Genomic DNA, 16,256 nt, shown 5'->3' with positions numbered 1-16,256 from the left:
CGCGGGCGAACCGCGCGCTTCACGGATCCCCCGCGAGGCCGCGGACCCGCGGCCTTGGGGTCGCCGTGATCAGCAGGTCACCCAACGCCCAGACCAGCGCATCCGCCCGGTCCGGCGAGGGCGTCGGCCCCTGATACCCGCCGCCGACGACCAGCCCGCACAATTCGGTCTCGAGCGCGGGGAACACCCCGACGTGCGACACCTTGCCGCGTTCGTACAGGATCGACACCGGTTCCGCCCGCGCGACCTTGCCCTTCGCGGCATGGACGAGCCGCAGCGGGAGCCCGGCATCCGCCGCGAGCAGCACGCTTTCCACCATCTTGCCCCCCTGGTTCCTTTCGGCGATCACCCGGTCCGCCCGGTGCCGCGCCGCGCACGCCGCGACCGCATGCGCCCAGCCTTCCGGCATCAGGCCGGAAACGCTCGCATCTTCCAGTACATAGCCGCGACCATCACGCCCCAGCCCGACCGCAACGATCCCGCACGCGTCGCCCCGCCCCGACTCGGTCCCGGCCGGCGGATCGACCGCAACGATCGTCCGAACCAGCGCAGGGGCCGCCGCGACCCGGCAGGCATCGAACTGCGCGCGCGTCCACAAGGCCCCCTCGGCTTCCTCGATCAGCTCGCCCGCGAGCTCCTGCCGGGCCAGCCGGGTCCCGCCGTAAGCATCCTCCAGCGCCGCCAGGAACGCGGCCGGAAGATGCGGATTGTCCTGGGTTCGCCCGACCGTCTCGACCAGTCCCTTGAGCGCCATCACGCGCCGCAGCAGCGGGATCGGCCTGGGCGTCGTCGTCACCAGCACGCGCGGACGGTCGCCGATCCGCATCCCGAGCATCAGATTGTCCCACGCGACGTCGCCGTACCGCCACTTGGCAAGCTCGTCGCACCAGGCGGCGTGGTGTTCGGGCCCCCGCAACGCTTCCGGGCTGGCCGCCGAAAAGATCGCCGCGCGCGCGCCGGACGCAAACACGATTTCCCCGGCCCCGCGCCGGTAGTCGACCGGTTCGTCGATCCGCGCGACCGAAACCAGCCCGCTTTCCCCTTCGATCATCACGCGCCGCACATCGTCGATCGTCGCGCCGACCAGCGCGATCCGCGCGTGCGGCGTCGATCGCGCGATCTCGCTCACCCATTCGGCACCGGCCCGCGTCTTGCCGAACCCGCGCCCCGCCCGGATCAGCCATATCTGCCAATCCCCGGGCGGCGCCACCTGGCCCGGATGCGCCCACAGCACCCACGCGTCGTTGAGCGTCCGCCGCTGCGGTGCGCTCAGCCCGCGCAGCAGTTCCGCGCGTTCGTCGTCCGACAGCGCCAGAACCCGCTCGACCCATGCGGCGGCACTCGGACCGGCCAGGCCAGCGATTGCGCCCGACGTCACCCTGCGCGGGGGTCGCACGCCGCCGCTCATGCCGTTGCCCGCCGTTTCTCGATCGCCTTCAGCTTCTTGAGGATCGCCGCGTCCGTATCCGCCATATCGGCGCGACGGCGCGGCGCGCCGCCTTCGGCCGAAGGCTTCCCCGATGCGTTGCGATGCGCGGTGAGCAGGCGCAGCGCCGTATCCATGTCGAGACGCGCGGAATCGTGCGGCGTCGCGATCCCGTCCTCGCGCGCCGCGCCGGAGAGGACGTGCCCGAGCACCAGCGTTTCCAGCAGCTGGTACCCGCTTTCCAGGGCGATCTGCCATTCACGCGCGAACTCGGCATCGCGACGGCGCAGCGCATAGACCGAAATCGCGCCCACCCCGATCGCCTCGGCCGACGCCTTGACGTTGCACGTCGCCGCCAGGTGATCGAGAAACTCCGCCTTCATCCGCTGCGTCCACCGGACCCATTTGCGCCCGGTAAAGGCGGTCGGGCGCGTTGCCGTCAGCGACGCAGCCGCCGCTGCGTTCCGTGTTCGATAGGCCATGTCCCGCTCCTCGCCCGGACGCGCACGAAGACGGCCGGTCGGCGTGTCAGCCCCGGCCCGTCAGCACCAGATCGGCGGTGCGCAATTCTGCATCGTTCCTGATATGTACCGGAACAGCGCGACGATGTTAAGCGTTTTGTACCAGATCGGTTTTTCGGCCGCTACGGCTCGGTAAACTCTTGCGGGGAAGCGGAGCGTTCTCCGGCACCGGGCGTTTGGCTGGCGTCGTTCAAGGAGAGCAGTCATGGCGAAGACATTGGCAGGGTTCACGGTTAGCCGTTCGGGCGAGGATTACGTCATCACGATCGAGGACGAAGGCGGCGCGACCGAGGAATATACCGCGACCTACGATCAGCTCGACCTGATCGCGGATACGGTTGGCGAGACGCTCGATTCGGATGAGGAAGATGCGCTCGCGGTCGATGGCGAGACGCACGACAAGGACTGACCGGCGGCCCCGCCGCCCGCGGCGATCCGCCGAAAAAAAAGGCCGCGCGGTTCTGCCGCGCGGCCTTTGTCTTGGGATTTGGTGACTGCGGTCAGCGGCACCGGACCTGCGCATTGTTCTGGTCGACCGACTTGCCGACCACGCCACCGGCGATCGCGCCAAGGATCGTCCCGACACCGCGCGAATGGCCGCCGTCGATCAGGTTGCCGAGCACCCCGCCGCCGACCGCGCCGGCGATCAGGCCGGTCGTGCCGTCGTTGCGCTTGCAATAATATTGCCCGTCGGTCCCGCGATAGACCCGATCGTCCGGCCCGAGGACACGCTCCTGATAACGCGAGTCGTTGCGGTAATAGCGCGCCGGATCGTACCCGGCCTCGTCGCGATTGTCGTACGCCGGGTCGGCATAGCGCGGATCGCCATAGCCGGCGTCGCGCGGATCGCGGTACGGCCGTGCGCGCGCCTGCTGGTACCGGTCATATTCCGCCCGGAAATTGCGCCATTCATTGTCGAACCGCTGCTGCGCCTGCTGGAAGCGCGCCTCGTCGGCACGCGTCTGGGCGATCACGGGGGTAGCGACCGCGAGGCACGACCCGGCGGCCAGCATGACGATACGAGACAAGGAATTCATCGATTTTCTCTCCAGATCACTAACGGAACACCCATTACGCACCCACGACCATGAACAAGAGATTTCGTGATCCCGATCCGGGGTTATCGCAAGCCGTTTCGCAGCGCGTCCCAGGCCGCGACTTCCGCGTCGAACCGGCGCGTGATGGTGACCGGTCCCGCCCGTGCCGCGGCAAGATCGACCTCGACGGTCCCCGCCCATTCGAACGTGGCGTTGCCCGAAAGCCGGACCATCCCCGCCGCACTGGCTTCGGCGCGCACCATTCCACCACGGTTCAGCACGGTGATCTCGGTGTCGTAGCGGCACCGCTCGGTCAGGCAGGCGGCATAGGTCGACGCGGCCATCGCGCTGCCGCAACTGTCGGTCAGTCCCACGCCGCGCTCGAACGTGCGGACGAACAGCGTCGCGGGACCGCGCGCCTCGACGAACGAGACATTCGCGCGGTTCGGCAGCCACGCCGGCGCTGCCTCGCACGCCCGACCGAGCGCGACGAGTTCGGCCTCGTCGATCTGCTCGACGAACGCGATCAGATGCGGGTTGGGGATTGCCACCGCGGTGAACCGGCGGGTGCTGCGGAGTTGCGGCACCGGCGCATCGACGATGCGCGGCGATCCGGCCTCGAGCGGCCAGTGCGCGACCTCGAGATCGACCGGCCCCGCCACCTCGCGCACGGTATAGACCCCGGGCGCCAGGTCCGGATCCCGCGCGACGTCCGCCGCCGATTGCTTGAGCCCGACGCGTGCGGTGTCGACCCCGAACGCCTCGAACCCCGCCCGGGCGACGCAGCGCAACCCGTTGAGGCACGTCTCGGCCTCGCTACCATCCGAATTAAACATACGCATTTCAAATAGATAGCCATCCTGACGATTCGTCAGCAGCAGCATTCCATCCCCGCCGACCGACCCGGCCCGATCCGCCAGCGCGATCGCGACCCGCGCCCAGTCCGGTTCGCTCAATAGAACGTTACGGGCGTCGATCAGCGGGAAATCATTTCCCGAACCATGGCATTTGAGCAGGGTGAACAGCATGGTCACGGCCATAGCCGTTTGCCGCCCGTCAAGCGAGCCACGACGATCGCCGCAGCATTGCCTTTTCGGGATCATCGGCGGCGCGGCCCCCTCTTCATGCCTCGCCGAGCTGGCGGGCAGCGGCTTCGGCGGTATCCTCGGGTCGCGTATTGAAGGCGATCGCGGCATCGGGCGCGGTCTTGTGGACGAGGTTCACGACCATTTCGAACAGCGCGAGGCTCCTGGGCGGGAGCCGCAGGCCACCCCCGATCACCACACAGTCATAGGCGGCATCGCGCAGCGCCTTCGCGAGCATGGCGCCGCCGGACGCATCGGGCGTGATCATGCAGGTGTCGCCATGCCAACCACGCTCCCGGATCTTTTCGAGCGCGATCGCGATCCCGGCATTGATCTTGTCGGCGTCGAAGCCGGGCGGCAGCGCTGGATCCGAGAAATCCACGGTTTCGGGCTTTTGCCCGACGAACAGGACGCGTGTCATGAAAGGTCTCCTTGGGAACGGGGCGTTGCGGGGTCAGGCTGCCGCCCAGGCCGCGGCGGCATCCTCGGCGAAGTCGCGGTAGGACCGCGGGGCATGACCGAGCAGCGTCGTGAAGCGGCCGATCTCGGCGTCGGTGGCGACCGCGCCGTCCTGTTGGTAGCGCTGCATCATCAGCCGCATGTCATAGGCCAGCCAGGCCGGTCCGAACGCCTTCAGCCGCTGTTCCAGGCCATCCAGATCACTCCCCGCATAGCCGATCGGCCGACCGAGAACGTCGCTCCACAGGGCGGAGATCGTCGCGGCGGTAAGCGCGTCGGGGCCGACCAGCGCAAAGGTCGCGTGCGGCAACGGCGCATCCGCCCGCTCGCGGCGCAGGATCTCGTTGGCGGCGGCTTCGCCGATGTCGCGGATGTCGACCATCGAGATGCCCTTGTCGCCGATCGGCATGGCGTACACGCTTGCGCCCAGCAGCGCATCCTTCTGGCGCAGGTCGTTCTGGATGAAATAGGCCGGACGCAGGATGGTGACGGGCAGCCCGGCGGCGTGGATCATGCGCTCGACCGTGACCTTGCTCGCGAAGTGCGGCACGTCGGTATAGGCTTCGCCCTTGAACACCGAAAGATAGACGATGCCCTTCACGCCGGCGGCGCTGGCGGCGTCGAGCGTCAGCATGGCCTGCGTCAGTTCATCGGGAGCGTTCGGGGCGAGCAGGAACAGCGTGGTCACGCCGTCCAGCGCTGCGCGGACGCTGTCGATGTCGGAAAGGTCGCCCTTCACGGCATCCACCCCGACTGGAAACTGCGCGGTTTCGGGCGATCGCGTCAGCGCACGCACCGCGACACCGCGCCCGTCGAGAAAAGCGAGAACCTGTGTACCGATCGTGCCGGTGCTGCCTGTTACCAAGATCGTCATGTCGTCTCTCCGGGATCGGCGAGCCAAGCGCGTCGTCGATGGGGACAAGATAGATGTTCCGAATATTCGCATAAGCTGGCAAGATCAGGACACGTCGTCTCGCTAGTGGAACAGCACATGGATCTTGCTGCCCTTGCCGATTTCAATCTCGTCGCCGCGCACGGCGGCTTCGGCCGCGCCAGTCGCGCGGCGCAGCGGCCCAAGGCGACGCTGTCGCGCAAGGTGACCGAATTGGAGGCGCAGCTCGGCGTTCGGCTGATCGACCGGGGATCGCGGACCTTGCGGCTCACGCCGGAGGGCCGCGCGCTGCACGAGCGCACCCAGGGTCCGCTGCTGGAGCTCGGGGAGGCCGGACGCGCCGTCACCGCCGGCGCGTCGGTGCCGAGCGGCACGCTGCGGATCAGTGCACCGATCGTGCTCGCGCATGTCCTGCTCCCGCGCGTCGCGGCGGATTTCGTCCGGACTTACCCGCAGGTCACGCTCGAGATCGTCGCCGACGATCGCAAGGTCGACCCGGTCGAGGACAATTACGATCTGGTCATCCGCATCAACCCCGATCCGGACGAGCGCCTGGTCGGACGGCGCATCCTGGAGGACGAACGCCTGCTGGTGGCATCGCCCGACCTGCCCGACCCGCTCCGCGCGAGCGAGGAAGGGGCCATCACCGCTGCACCCGCGGTGGCGCATATCGGCACCTCGACGGGAGCGCTGTGGCCGGTCCGGACCGGTGCGGGCGCGCGACTGGTGAGCCCGCAGATCCGGCTGCGTTTTTCCTCTTTCCTGATGGTCCAGGACGCGGTGCTTGCGGGCGCGGGCGTTGCGCTCATGCCGAAATTGCTCGCGGCGCCGGCCATCGCCGCGGGTCGGCTCCTCGTGTGGGGAGTCGATGACGGGCCGAAGGTCGAAATCTGGGCGCTCCAGAATTCGCGCCGCCTGTCGAGTTCCAAGATCCGCGCGTTCCTCGAAGTGCTGACGTCGATCGTGTAAGGCATTGGCCGGCGGGTGCGCCCGCGGGTCGCAGCACGCTTCCCACCGCGCTGCTCGACGACGCCGTGCGCCATCCGTCGCCGGGTCATGCGCGTCATCGACGCGCCGTCCGGGCCGAGCGTCCCCACCATCTGCCCGCGCGGTTTCGGGCGACCGATCCGGAGCTGCCAGAGGATGCGCCTCTGCCGCCTGGCCAACAGGATGTGCGCCGGATGGCGGCCGGGCACCGCAGCCTGATGTCCTTGCACCATGTCCGGAAAATCCGACGGGCGGCCGATCGTGGCTATGCCCGCCTTGGCGCCCGGACTATCGCACATACCGGCGTTGCAGCGGTGCCCGCTCGAAGGACCGCGCTTTCCCGCAGCTGTGCATCCGGATCGATGGGACGTCTTACGGACATGAGCAACGACATGCCCGATCCCGTACCGGCCTCCGAGCCGGTCGATTTGCTGGCACGCCTGCGGGACATGCGCCCGGCGGTCCTGTCGTTCTTCGTTCGCCGGCTGCACGACCAGGCGCAGGCCGAAGACCTTATTCAGGACCTGTTCGTTCGCATCGCCAGCATGACCAGCCACCCCACCGGAAATCCCGAGGGGTACATCTTCCAGACCGCGGCCAATCTTCTGCGCGATCATTATCGGCGGGAGGCGACCCGTTCGCGCTACGTCCAGGCGCGCACGCACGACCGGGATCGCGACGTCGACCCGATCGACGCGGAACGGCTTCTGCTTGCGCGCCAAAGCGTCGGCTGTGTCGCGAAGACGCTGGAAGCCCTCCCCGACCGAACCCGCCAGATCTTCATCCTGTACCGGCTGGAGGGCATGCAACGAAAGGCGATCGCCGATGCGTTCGGCGTTTCCGTCAGCGCGGTCGAAAAACACATTTCCAATGCGATGCGCGCGCTGCTGGCCGACCTGGAGAAGGCACGATGACCGGCATTCCGCCAACGAGCGACCGGGATGCGGCGATCGCCTGGTGCCTCCGCCTGCGCGAGGGGGACATGCTCCCCCACGCGGCCGAGGCGCTGGAGCTATGGCTCGCGGGCAATGAAGAGCGTCGGGATCATCTGGATGCCGCGCTCGCGGTGTGGGACGCGGTCGAGCAGGAGGCGGATGCGCCCGAGCTGCTCGCCCTGCGGCGCGAAGCGCTTGGCGCGATCCATCGGGCCGGGAAGCGGCGCTGGGTCCACGCCGGGTGGGGCAGGCGCCCCCTGCAGGCGGCGGTGGCGGCGGTGGCGCTCCTGTCGGTATCCCTTGGGACCGTGCTGTGGCGCGGCCAGGACGGCGAACAGTATCGCACCGGGATCGGCGAGCGCCGGGTGATCGTGCTCGCGGACGGATCGCGCCTGTCGCTCGATGCCGACAGCCAGGCTTCGGTCGCGTTCACCAGCCAGCGTCGCACGATCGTCCTCGACCGCGGCCGTGCACGCTTCAAGGTCGCCAAGGATCCGTTGCGTCCGTTCGCGGTGCATAGCGGTGGCAGCGTGGTGGTGGCGACGGGGACCGAATTTTCGGTCGAACGCCTCGCCAGGGAAGTCCGCGTCGCGCTGTTCGAGGGCCGCATCGCGGTCTTGCGCGATACCGATCGCGGCCGCAGCAGCGAAATGGTTCGCCGCGACGGTCATATCGTGACCGCCGAACGAGTCCTGACGCCCGGTCTGGAATTGCGGATGCCGACCGTCGGCAACGTCGGTGCCGTTCGCCCGGCGGCGGCCAGTGAAGGGATGGAGGACGGGCAAATCAGTTTCGAGCGCGAAACCCTGGCGGTCGCGGCCGAGCGGATGAATCGCTATGCTGCCGGACGACGGCTCGACATTGCGCCGTCGGCCGTCAACATCCGAGTCAGCGGCATTTTCAACGTGGGCGACAATGAAGCGTTCGCGCAAGCCGTCGCCGCGACCTTCCCGGTGCGGGTCGCGTCGGACCGGGACACCATCACGATTACCGGCGTCCATAGCCCAATCTAGTGCCATCTTGCGCCAAAGGTCATAAAAAAGTTCGAACCTTGCTGTGTGTCTGCCCTCCTCGAACGTCATAAAAGCATAACAGTAAAAAAGGGGCGGGACATGAGAGTGATACAGCGGGTGATCGTGAGCGCGAGCGTGATGGCGATGGCCGTGGCGACAGTGGCGATCGCAACGCCGGCCTATGCGCAGCAACGGCAGTTTCCGTTCGCCATCACGGCGCAGCCGCTCGGGCAGGCGTTGCGCACCTTGGGCCGACAGGCCCGGGTTGAGCTGGTGTTCGACGAGGCCGCGCTCGGTGACCGCAAGTCCCCCGCAGTAACCGGCACGATGACCGTCGACACGGCGCTGAACCGCCTGCTGCAAGGCAGCGGCATGGGGATCACGCGCACCGCCCGGGGCGTCTATGTCGTTTCGGGAGCGCCAGCCGCGGCGCCGGTCTCGGCGATCGTTTCCCCCCTTCCGGCGGTTTCCCCCCTTCCGGCGGACTCCGCACAGAACGAGCCGCAGGGCGGTGACCTGATCGTCACGGGTTCCCGGATCCGTTCCAAGAACCTCGTCGAAACCGCGCCGGTCACCAGCGTTGGCCAGGCCGAAATCAAGCTGCAATCCGCGTTCAGCGTCCAGGAGGTGTTGAACCGGGTTCCCGCGATCAAGAACAACGATACCAATCTGTCGAACGGCAACGGCCGGCAGCAGTTCGACTTCCACGGAATCGGGACGAACCGGACGCTGACGTTGATCGACGGCCAGCGGATCGGCGTTACGGAGGGCATCGACGCCTCGGTGGTTCCGGTCGGGCTTATCGAACGCGTGGACCTGCTGACCGGCGGCGCGTCCGCCGTCTATGGCTCGGATGCCATCGGCGGCGTCGTGAATTTCGTGCTGCGCAAGGACTTCGAAGGCGTCAACGCGAACGTCAATTACGGCTTCTACAACACCACGAACCGCGACAATATCGCCGCCCAGGCAGCGCGGAATGCCGGCTTCGCCGTCCCGCAGGGATCGGCGAACGATGGCGGCCGGTTCGACGCCAACATCAGCGTCGGCCATAATTTCGACGGCGGGCGGGGCAACATCTCGGTCTTCGGTGCCTATAGCAAGGTCAACCCCGTGCCGGCATCGGACCGCTCCTTCTCGGTCTGCCCGATCACCCTGTCGGCACAAAGCGTCGTGTGCGCGTCGCCATCCTCGGCGACCCCGTCGGGCTATTTCCAGGCGCTGTCGGGACCGGCCCAGACCGGTACGGTCTACAGCAACGCCTCGGACGGCAGCCGCGCATTCGTCCCCTACAGCGGGGCGAACGGCTATAACTACAATCAGACCTTCTATTTCCAGCGGGAGAACACCCGCTACAACGGCGCGGTCTTCCTCAACTACAAAGTGTCCCCCGGCCTGCAGCTCTACGCAAACGGCCTGTACCTGAAGTCCGAAGCGGTCAGCCAGTCGGACCCGGCGACGATCCAGCCCGGATCGGTCGCTTATGCGATCAATTGCGACAATCCGCTGCTGTCCGGACAACAGGCGCAAGCCTTGTGCGGCAGCGCGGCGGGCACCGCGACCAACGTCACCACCGACGTCCGATACCGGTTCAGCGGCGCGCAGACGACGCGGTCGTCGAACGAGATCTACCGCGGCGTCGCCGGCTTCCGCGGGGATCTCGGCCGCGCGTGGCATTATGACGTCGGTGGGGTCTACTCGACGACCCTCTATCAGCAGCGCCAGAACAACCGCGTCGACCCGACCAAGGTCGCTGCCGCACTGCAGGTCGTGAACGTGAATGGCGTGGCCACCTGCGCCTCGGCCGCGACAAACCCCGGCTGCGTTCCGCTCGACATCTTCTCGAGCGCCGGTCCGAGCGCGGCGGCGGTCGACGCGCTGTCCTATGGCGCGGGCGGCGGCCAGTTTCGCGAGCGGTACGAGCAATGGGTCGGCAATGCGAACGTGACCGGCGATCTCGGCGAATACGGGATCCGCAGCCCGTTCTCGACCAAGGGGATCAACGTCGCGTTCGGCGTCGAATATCGCAAGAACAGCTACCGCTCCAACCCCGACGCGGCCTATCAGGCGGCGTTCGGCTCGACCCCGTCGAGCCTGTCGAACAACGCCAAGGACATTTACGGCGAAATCAACGTGCCGCTGGTCAGCGACCGACCGTTCATCCGCGACCTGAGCGTCGGCGCGGCGATCCGCGGGTCGCGCTATTCCGGGGTCGACAAGATGCGCTCGACCTACAAGTTCGATGGCAGCTGGCGGCCGATCCCGGACCTGCTGCTGCGCGCCAGCTACAACAAGGCGACCCGCGCGCCGAGCATCTACGAACTCTCGTCCAATGCCGCGGTGAGCTACGGGACGCTCGACACCAACACGCTCGGCGATCCCTGCGCCGGCGCCAATCCGGTCGCGAGCCTTGCGGCGTGCCAGCGGTCGGGGGTGACCGCGGCGCAATATGGCTCGATCGCGCAATGCCTGGATTATCTGTGCACCGTCCGGAACGGCTCGCAAGGCCTGGTCACCCCGGAGATCGCCCACACCTACACTTACGGCCTCGTGCTGACCCCGCGGATGCTCCACGGTTTCTCGGCGACGGCCGATTATTACAATATCCAGATAGAGAACGGGATCGGCTATTATCGCGCGATCGACTTCGCCCAGACCTGCGCCAACACGGGCTACGACTTCTTCTGCGGCCAGCTGGTCCGGAACGCCAACGGGACGCTGTTCAGCAACGCCGGCGCGACGAGCGGCTATATCAACCAGGGCTACTCCAATCTCGGCAAGACACGGGCGAGCGGGTTCAACTTCTCGGCCAATTACGAAACCCGGCTCGGCAGCTGGGCACAATTCTCGACCAGCTATGTCGCCACGCTACAAACCGACAAGGGCGGCGACCTCGGCTTGCCGGACACGGATTTCAACGTCGTGGGATTGTTCGGTCCCTATGCCGGACAAGGCTATCGCCGGTATCAGCACAATTTCCGCACCACCCTCTCCTCGCCCCGGTCGGCGCGGAATCCGGCGCTCATCTCGCTCAACTGGCGGCACAATTCGGGGCTGAAGAACTCGCGACTGGATGGCAACCCGATCTTCGGCTCCGACGACCCGGCCGTCCCCGACCAGTATAAATATCTGCCGGCCTATGACCTGTTCGACGTCAGCGGCAGTATCACGATCGGGCAGAAGCTGACCTTGCGGGTCGTCGTGAACAATATGTTCGACGCGTCCGCCCCAATACGGCCGAGCCCGCCGCTGGAGGCCGCGGAGCGCGTCAACACGTCCCCGTCAGTCTATGATTCGCTCGGCCGCTCGATCAATTTCGGGGCATCGATCAATTTCTGAGCCGGTGGACATGGCAAGCGACGTCCCCCGCGCGACGGCGGACGTTCCGAACGGATCGCCATGCGACGAAGGCGATCCGGCCGGGTACTCGCGGCGGGACGTCCTGGCGGCGGGCGGGGGCGCCGTTCTGCTGGGGTTGGCGGGGCAAGCCGGGGCCGCCCGCGCGGGGGACGGCCCCCAGGACGCACGCCACCGCATCGGCGCAAGCATGCCGGCGGACGAATGGCTGCTCGGTCATCCGGTCGGGAACGGCACGCTCGGCGCGATGATGGGTGGCGGGATCGCGCAGGACACGATCTCGCTGAACCACGACACGCTCTGGACCGGCCAGCCGAACCCGGCGGCGGATCACGACGGTCGCGCAACCCTCGCAGCGGTCCGCGCGGCGGCGTTCGCCGGGGACGGGATCGAGGCCGATCGCCGCGCGAAGGCGCTGCAGGGGGCGTATAGCCAGAGCTACGCGCCCATGGCCGATCTGGTGCTGGCGATGGACCATCGCGGCACGCCGACCGCCTATCACCGGGAGCTCGATCTCGACCGGGCGGTGGCATCGGTCGCCTATCGCTGCGACGACGTCGGTTTTCGCCGCGATCTCTTTGCCTCGCATCCGGACCGGATGCTCGTCCTGCGCCTCGCCGCAGACCGCGCATCGGCCCTGACCTGCCGGATCGGGCTGAACACCCAGCTGCGCGGAACCGCCGTCGCGAACGGGACCACCGTGACGCTCGTCGGCAAGGTTCCGGCGCGGTGCGAACCAGAATATCGCAAGGTGCCCGATCCGGTCGCCTATTCCGACGTGCCGGGTCTCGGGATGGCCTTCGTCACCATGCTGAGCGTCGAGGCGACGGGCGGAACGGTCGTTGCCGTCGGGGATGCAGTGCAGATCACCGATGCGACCGAGGTGATCGTGCGTATCACCGCCGCCACGGGATTCCGCCGGTTCGATCTCGCGCCCGACACCGCGGTGGCCGCAATCCGTGCCGATGCGCGGCGGGACCTGTCGGCCGGCCGGCGACGCGCGTATCGCACGGTGTTGAACCGTCACGTGGCCGATCATCGCGCGTTCTACCGTCGTACGACGTTGGCGCTCGCAGGAACGCCGGGAGACCAGGACGTCGCCCGTGCCGAACGGCTGTTCCATCTGGGTCGCTATCTGCTCATCGCGAGTTCGCGCGCCGGGACGATGCCGGCCAACCTGCAGGGCATCTGGAACGCCACGGTCCGCCCGCCCTGGAGTTCGAACTATACCACCAACATCAACCTGCAGATGACCTATTGGCCCGCGGAAAGCTGCGACCTTGCCGAATGCCATGGGCCGTTGATCGATCATATCGAACGGCTGGCGGCGAATGGCGCGCGAACGGCGAGGACGCTGTACGGCCTGCCCGGCTGGTGCGTGCATCACAATTCCGACGTCTGGGCGATGAGCAATCCGGTCGGCGCAGGCCAGGGCGATCCCAACTGGGCCAACTGGCCGATGGCGGGCCCGTGGCTGGCGCAGCACGTGTGGGAGCATTACCGCTTCAGCGGCGATCTCAAGTTTCTCCGGCAGCGCGGCTTCGCGATCCTGCGGGGGGCGGCGGAATTCTGTGCCGCCTGGCTGGTGCGCGACCCGCGCGACGGACGGATGACCACCGCCCCGTCGATCTCGCCGGAAAACCTGTACATCGAGGCGTCCGGAACGGCGGCGGCGATCGGCACGGGGTGCACGATGGATCTGGCCTTGATCCGCGAACTCTTCGCCAACTGCATCGCGGCGGCGCGACTGGTTGGCGACGACAGCGGCCTTGCCGACCGCCTCGCGGGGTTGCGCGATCAGCTCGAACCCTATCGGGTCGGCCGGTTCGGACAGCTGCAGGAATGGTCGCAGGACCGCGTCGAACAGGACCCGGGGCATCGCCACATCTCGCACCTCTATCCCAGTTATCCCGGGACCGACATCGATCCGCACCGCGCGCCCGGCCTGGCGGAAGCCGTCCGTGCGTCGCTTGCGCGACGCGAAGCGCATGGCGGATCCAGCACCGGCTGGAGCCGGGCCTGGGCAACCGCCGTCTGGGCGCGCCTGGGGCAACCTGCGGACGCGGGAAGATCGGTGGCGGCCTTTCTCGCGCACAGCGTTGCCGGTAATCTCCTCGATACGCACCCGGCACAGCCGCGCCCGGTGTTCCAGATCGACGGCAACCTCGGCATCACCGCCGCGATCGCCGAGATGCTGCTGCAAAGCCACGGCGATGCCCTCGCCCTGCTCCCCGCGCTTCCGCCTGCCTGGCCAACCGGACGGGTTTCCGGTCTGCGTGCGCGGGGCGGGCACCGCGTCGCGATCGACTGGACGCCCACAACCGTTACCGCCACGATTACGGCGGGCAGCGCGCGGCTTGCGATCCGCCCGCCGCCGGGGTTCGCGCTGCAATCGGTGCGGGAATCCGGTCGTGCGATCGCCCATGGTCGTGACCAAGATCTCGTGCAGGTCGCTGCGGCCCACGGCCGGACCTATCGCATCGCCCTGCGCCGTCGATCATCGCAACCCGTGCCGGTCTAAGCCTCGCGCGCGCTCCACTCGACTTCACGAGGAACCTGCATGTCCGAATTGTCCCGCCGCGCCGTTCTCGTCTCCGGGCTTGCCGTGTCCGGGCTCGCCGCGATCGGACCGTCGTCGGCCGCAACCCCGCGCGGTCGGGCGACGGATGCTCCCGCACCGTGGGGCGCGACACCCTCCGCGCGGCAAATTGCCTGGCACGAGCGGACGCAATATGCCTTCATTCATTTCTCGATCAATACCTTCACCGATCGGGAATGGGGTTATGGCGACGAGCGCCCGAACCTGTTCGATCCCACCGACTTTTCCGCGGACCAGATCGTCGGCGCGGCCAAGGCGGGCGGATTGCGCGGGATCGTCCTGACCGCGAAACATCACGACGGCTTCTGCCTCTGGCCGACCACCCTGACCGAGCATTGCATCCGCAACAGCCCCTTTCGGCAGGGGAAAGGCGATATCGTCCGGGAATTCGAACAGGCGTGCCGGCGGGCTGGCCTTGCCTTCGGGCTCTATCTGTCACCGTGGGACCGAAACCATGCGGACTATGGCAAGCCCGCCTATATCGATTATTATCGCAAGCAGGTCGTCGAACTCTGCACGCGCTACGGCACGCTGTTCGAATTCTGGTTCGACGGCGCGAACGGCGGCGACGGCTATTATGGCGGCGCGCGCGAGACGCGGAAGATCGATGCCGAAGCCTATTATGACTGGCCATCGATCGTCGCCTTGGTCCACCAGCATCAGCCGATGGCGTGCACGTTCGAACCGCTCGGCACCGATATCCGGTGGGTCGGCAATGAAGACGGCGTCGCGGGCGACCCTTGCTGGCCGACCATGCCCGACCACAAGCCGAGCCAGGCCGAAGGCAATGGCGGTCTGCGCAACGGCCCCTTGTGGTGGCCGGCCGAAACCAACACCTCGATCCGCCCCGGCTGGTTCTATCACGCCGATGAGGATTCCAGGGTGAAGAGCCCGCAGCGGCTGGTGCGACTGTACGATGAGTCGGTCGCGCGCGGAACGAACCTGATCCTCAACCTGCCGCCGGACCGTCGCGGCCGGCTCGCCGATCCCGACGTCGCGGTGCTCCGGTCGTTCGGCCGGGCGCAACGGGCGACCTTCGCGAAGGATCTCGCGAACGGCGCGGTTGCCTCGGCGGATCACGAGCGCGGGCCGCCCTTTGCCGCCGCCAAGGTGCTCGATGGCAATCCCGCCAGCTACTGGTCGACTCCCGACGACGTGCACACGCCGCAGCTCGTGCTCGACCTTCCGCCAGGTCGCCGTTTCGACCTGATCCGGATCCGGGAACGGCTTCTGCTGGGCGCGCGGGTCACACGCTTCGCGATCGACCTCGATACGGGCGCGGGCTGGCAGGAGGCGGCGACGGGGGCGTGCATCGCGGCGCAGCGAGTGCTTCGCCTGCCGGCCCCGGTCACGGCGCGACGTCTGCGCCTCCGGATCACCGAGGCGCCGGCGTGCCCCGCCATTTCGGAAATCGCCCTGTTTCTGCAGGTTGCTCCAGCCGATGTCCCGTTGCCGACGCGGGCCGACGACCTATGGCCGGCGACCGCGTGGTCGATCGAGTCCGCGACGGCGCCGGGCACTGCGGCACTTTCGGACGACGACACGGCGACGGTGTGGCGCGTTGCGGTTAGGGGGGGAGCGGCGACGGCTTCGGTCACGCTGCGGCTGGCGTCGACGGCGCGGCTGGGGGGGTTCGTGCTGATCCCCTCGCGCGCGGTGATGACCGATGCGGCACCGCCCAAGGGCTATCGCGCCGAGACGAGCCTCGATGGCCGAAGCTGGACGGCCGTGGGGGCGGACGAGTTTTCGAACATCGCCAACGCGCTGACGCCGCAACGGATCGTCTTCCCGGGACGGCCCAGCGCGAGGTATGTGCGGCTGACGTTCGTCGGCCTGGCCGCGCCGGCGGCGACGATGGCGATCGCCGGGCTTCAGCTGCTGCGGTAATGCGCGGGGTGTAGCCAGACGAGCCCGGCCGGCGCTGTCATCGGCGCGCGGCTAACTCCGC

13 protein-coding genes are annotated in these 16,256 nt (G+C 67.8%); 7 read left to right on the top strand and 6 right to left on the bottom strand.

Annotation, left to right across the window (positions count from 1 at the left end; genetic code table 11):
• Positions 1-19: 19 nt before the first annotated feature.
• On the bottom strand, positions 20-1,408 hold the full coding sequence (locus L8G49_RS07950) for a terminase family protein (protein WP_242183864.1): 1,389 nt from the start codon (positions 1,406-1,408) through the stop codon (positions 20-22).
• Positions 1,405-1,908: a hypothetical protein gene (locus L8G49_RS07945; RefSeq protein ID WP_242183863.1), complete on the bottom strand. Its 504-nt coding sequence runs from the start codon at positions 1,906-1,908 to the stop codon at positions 1,405-1,407. Before L8G49_RS07945 ends, L8G49_RS07950 begins: the two co-directional genes overlap by 4 nt.
• Positions 1,909-2,152: 244 nt before the next feature.
• Here L8G49_RS07945 and L8G49_RS07940 point away from each other — a divergent pair, with 244 nt between their 5' ends.
• Complete coding sequence (locus L8G49_RS07940; RefSeq protein ID WP_242139905.1) at positions 2,153-2,356, top strand: hypothetical protein; 204 nt, start codon at positions 2,153-2,155, stop codon at positions 2,354-2,356.
• A gap of 91 nt (positions 2,357-2,447) precedes the next feature.
• Here the strand turns inward: L8G49_RS07940 and L8G49_RS07935 are convergent, their stop codons facing one another.
• The 4 genes from L8G49_RS07935 to L8G49_RS07920 all read right to left on the bottom strand — a co-directional run bounded on the left by L8G49_RS07935 (position 2,448) and on the right by L8G49_RS07920 (position 5,402).
• Positions 2,448-2,960 (bottom strand): glycine zipper 2TM domain-containing protein, encoded by a 513-nt coding sequence (locus L8G49_RS07935; RefSeq protein WP_242139929.1) that lies wholly within the window; start codon positions 2,958-2,960, stop codon positions 2,448-2,450.
• 107 nt (positions 2,961-3,067) lie between these two features.
• A complete protein-coding gene (dapF, locus tag L8G49_RS07930) occupies positions 3,068-4,012 on the bottom strand; it encodes a diaminopimelate epimerase (RefSeq protein WP_242184868.1) in 945 nt (314 codons plus the stop codon).
• A 94-nt stretch (positions 4,013-4,106) separates the two neighbouring features.
• A complete protein-coding gene (locus L8G49_RS07925; RefSeq protein ID WP_242183862.1) occupies positions 4,107-4,490 on the bottom strand; it encodes a hypothetical protein in 384 nt (127 codons plus the stop codon).
• A gap of 33 nt (positions 4,491-4,523) precedes the next feature.
• On the bottom strand, positions 4,524-5,402 hold the full coding sequence (locus L8G49_RS07920) for an NmrA/HSCARG family protein (protein ID WP_242183861.1): 879 nt from the start codon (positions 5,400-5,402) through the stop codon (positions 4,524-4,526).
• 117 nt (positions 5,403-5,519) lie between these two features.
• Between L8G49_RS07920 and L8G49_RS07915 the strand changes: the two genes are divergently transcribed.
• The 6 genes from L8G49_RS07915 (at position 5,520) to L8G49_RS07890 (ending at position 16,195) form a co-directional block, all read left to right on the top strand.
• Entirely contained in the window at positions 5,520-6,389 is an 870-nt protein-coding gene (locus L8G49_RS07915) for a LysR family transcriptional regulator (RefSeq protein ID WP_242183860.1), read from the top strand.
• Positions 6,390-6,769: 380 nt separating this feature from the next.
• Positions 6,770-7,321 carry a sigma-70 family RNA polymerase sigma factor gene (locus tag L8G49_RS07910; RefSeq protein ID WP_242183859.1) on the top strand — a complete coding sequence of 184 codons (552 nt, stop codon included), beginning with the start codon at positions 6,770-6,772 and terminating at the stop codon, positions 7,319-7,321.
• Complete coding sequence (locus tag L8G49_RS07905) at positions 7,318-8,355, top strand: FecR domain-containing protein (protein WP_242183834.1); 1,038 nt, start codon at positions 7,318-7,320, stop codon at positions 8,353-8,355. The genes L8G49_RS07910 and L8G49_RS07905 overlap by 4 nt, the downstream gene beginning before the upstream one ends.
• A 99-nt stretch (positions 8,356-8,454) precedes the next feature.
• Complete coding sequence (locus L8G49_RS07900) at positions 8,455-11,691, top strand: TonB-dependent receptor (protein ID WP_242183832.1); 3,237 nt, start codon at positions 8,455-8,457, stop codon at positions 11,689-11,691.
• A 10-nt stretch (positions 11,692-11,701) separates the two neighbouring features.
• Complete coding sequence (locus L8G49_RS07895; RefSeq protein ID WP_242183830.1) at positions 11,702-14,230, top strand: glycoside hydrolase family 95 protein; 2,529 nt, start codon at positions 11,702-11,704, stop codon at positions 14,228-14,230.
• Between the two features lie 39 nt (positions 14,231-14,269).
• The gene (locus tag L8G49_RS07890) at positions 14,270-16,195 is read left to right on the top strand and encodes an alpha-L-fucosidase (RefSeq protein ID WP_242183821.1); all 1,926 of its coding nucleotides are present in this window, start codon (positions 14,270-14,272) and stop codon (positions 16,193-16,195) included.
• Positions 16,196-16,256: the final 61 nt, after the last annotated feature.

The sequence above is a fragment of the Sphingomonas sp. CARO-RG-8B-R24-01 genome (genome assembly GCF_022662295.1).
Classification (GTDB): domain Bacteria; phylum Pseudomonadota; class Alphaproteobacteria; order Sphingomonadales; family Sphingomonadaceae; genus Sphingomonas.
This window is presented reverse-complemented; position numbering and strand designations above follow the sequence as displayed.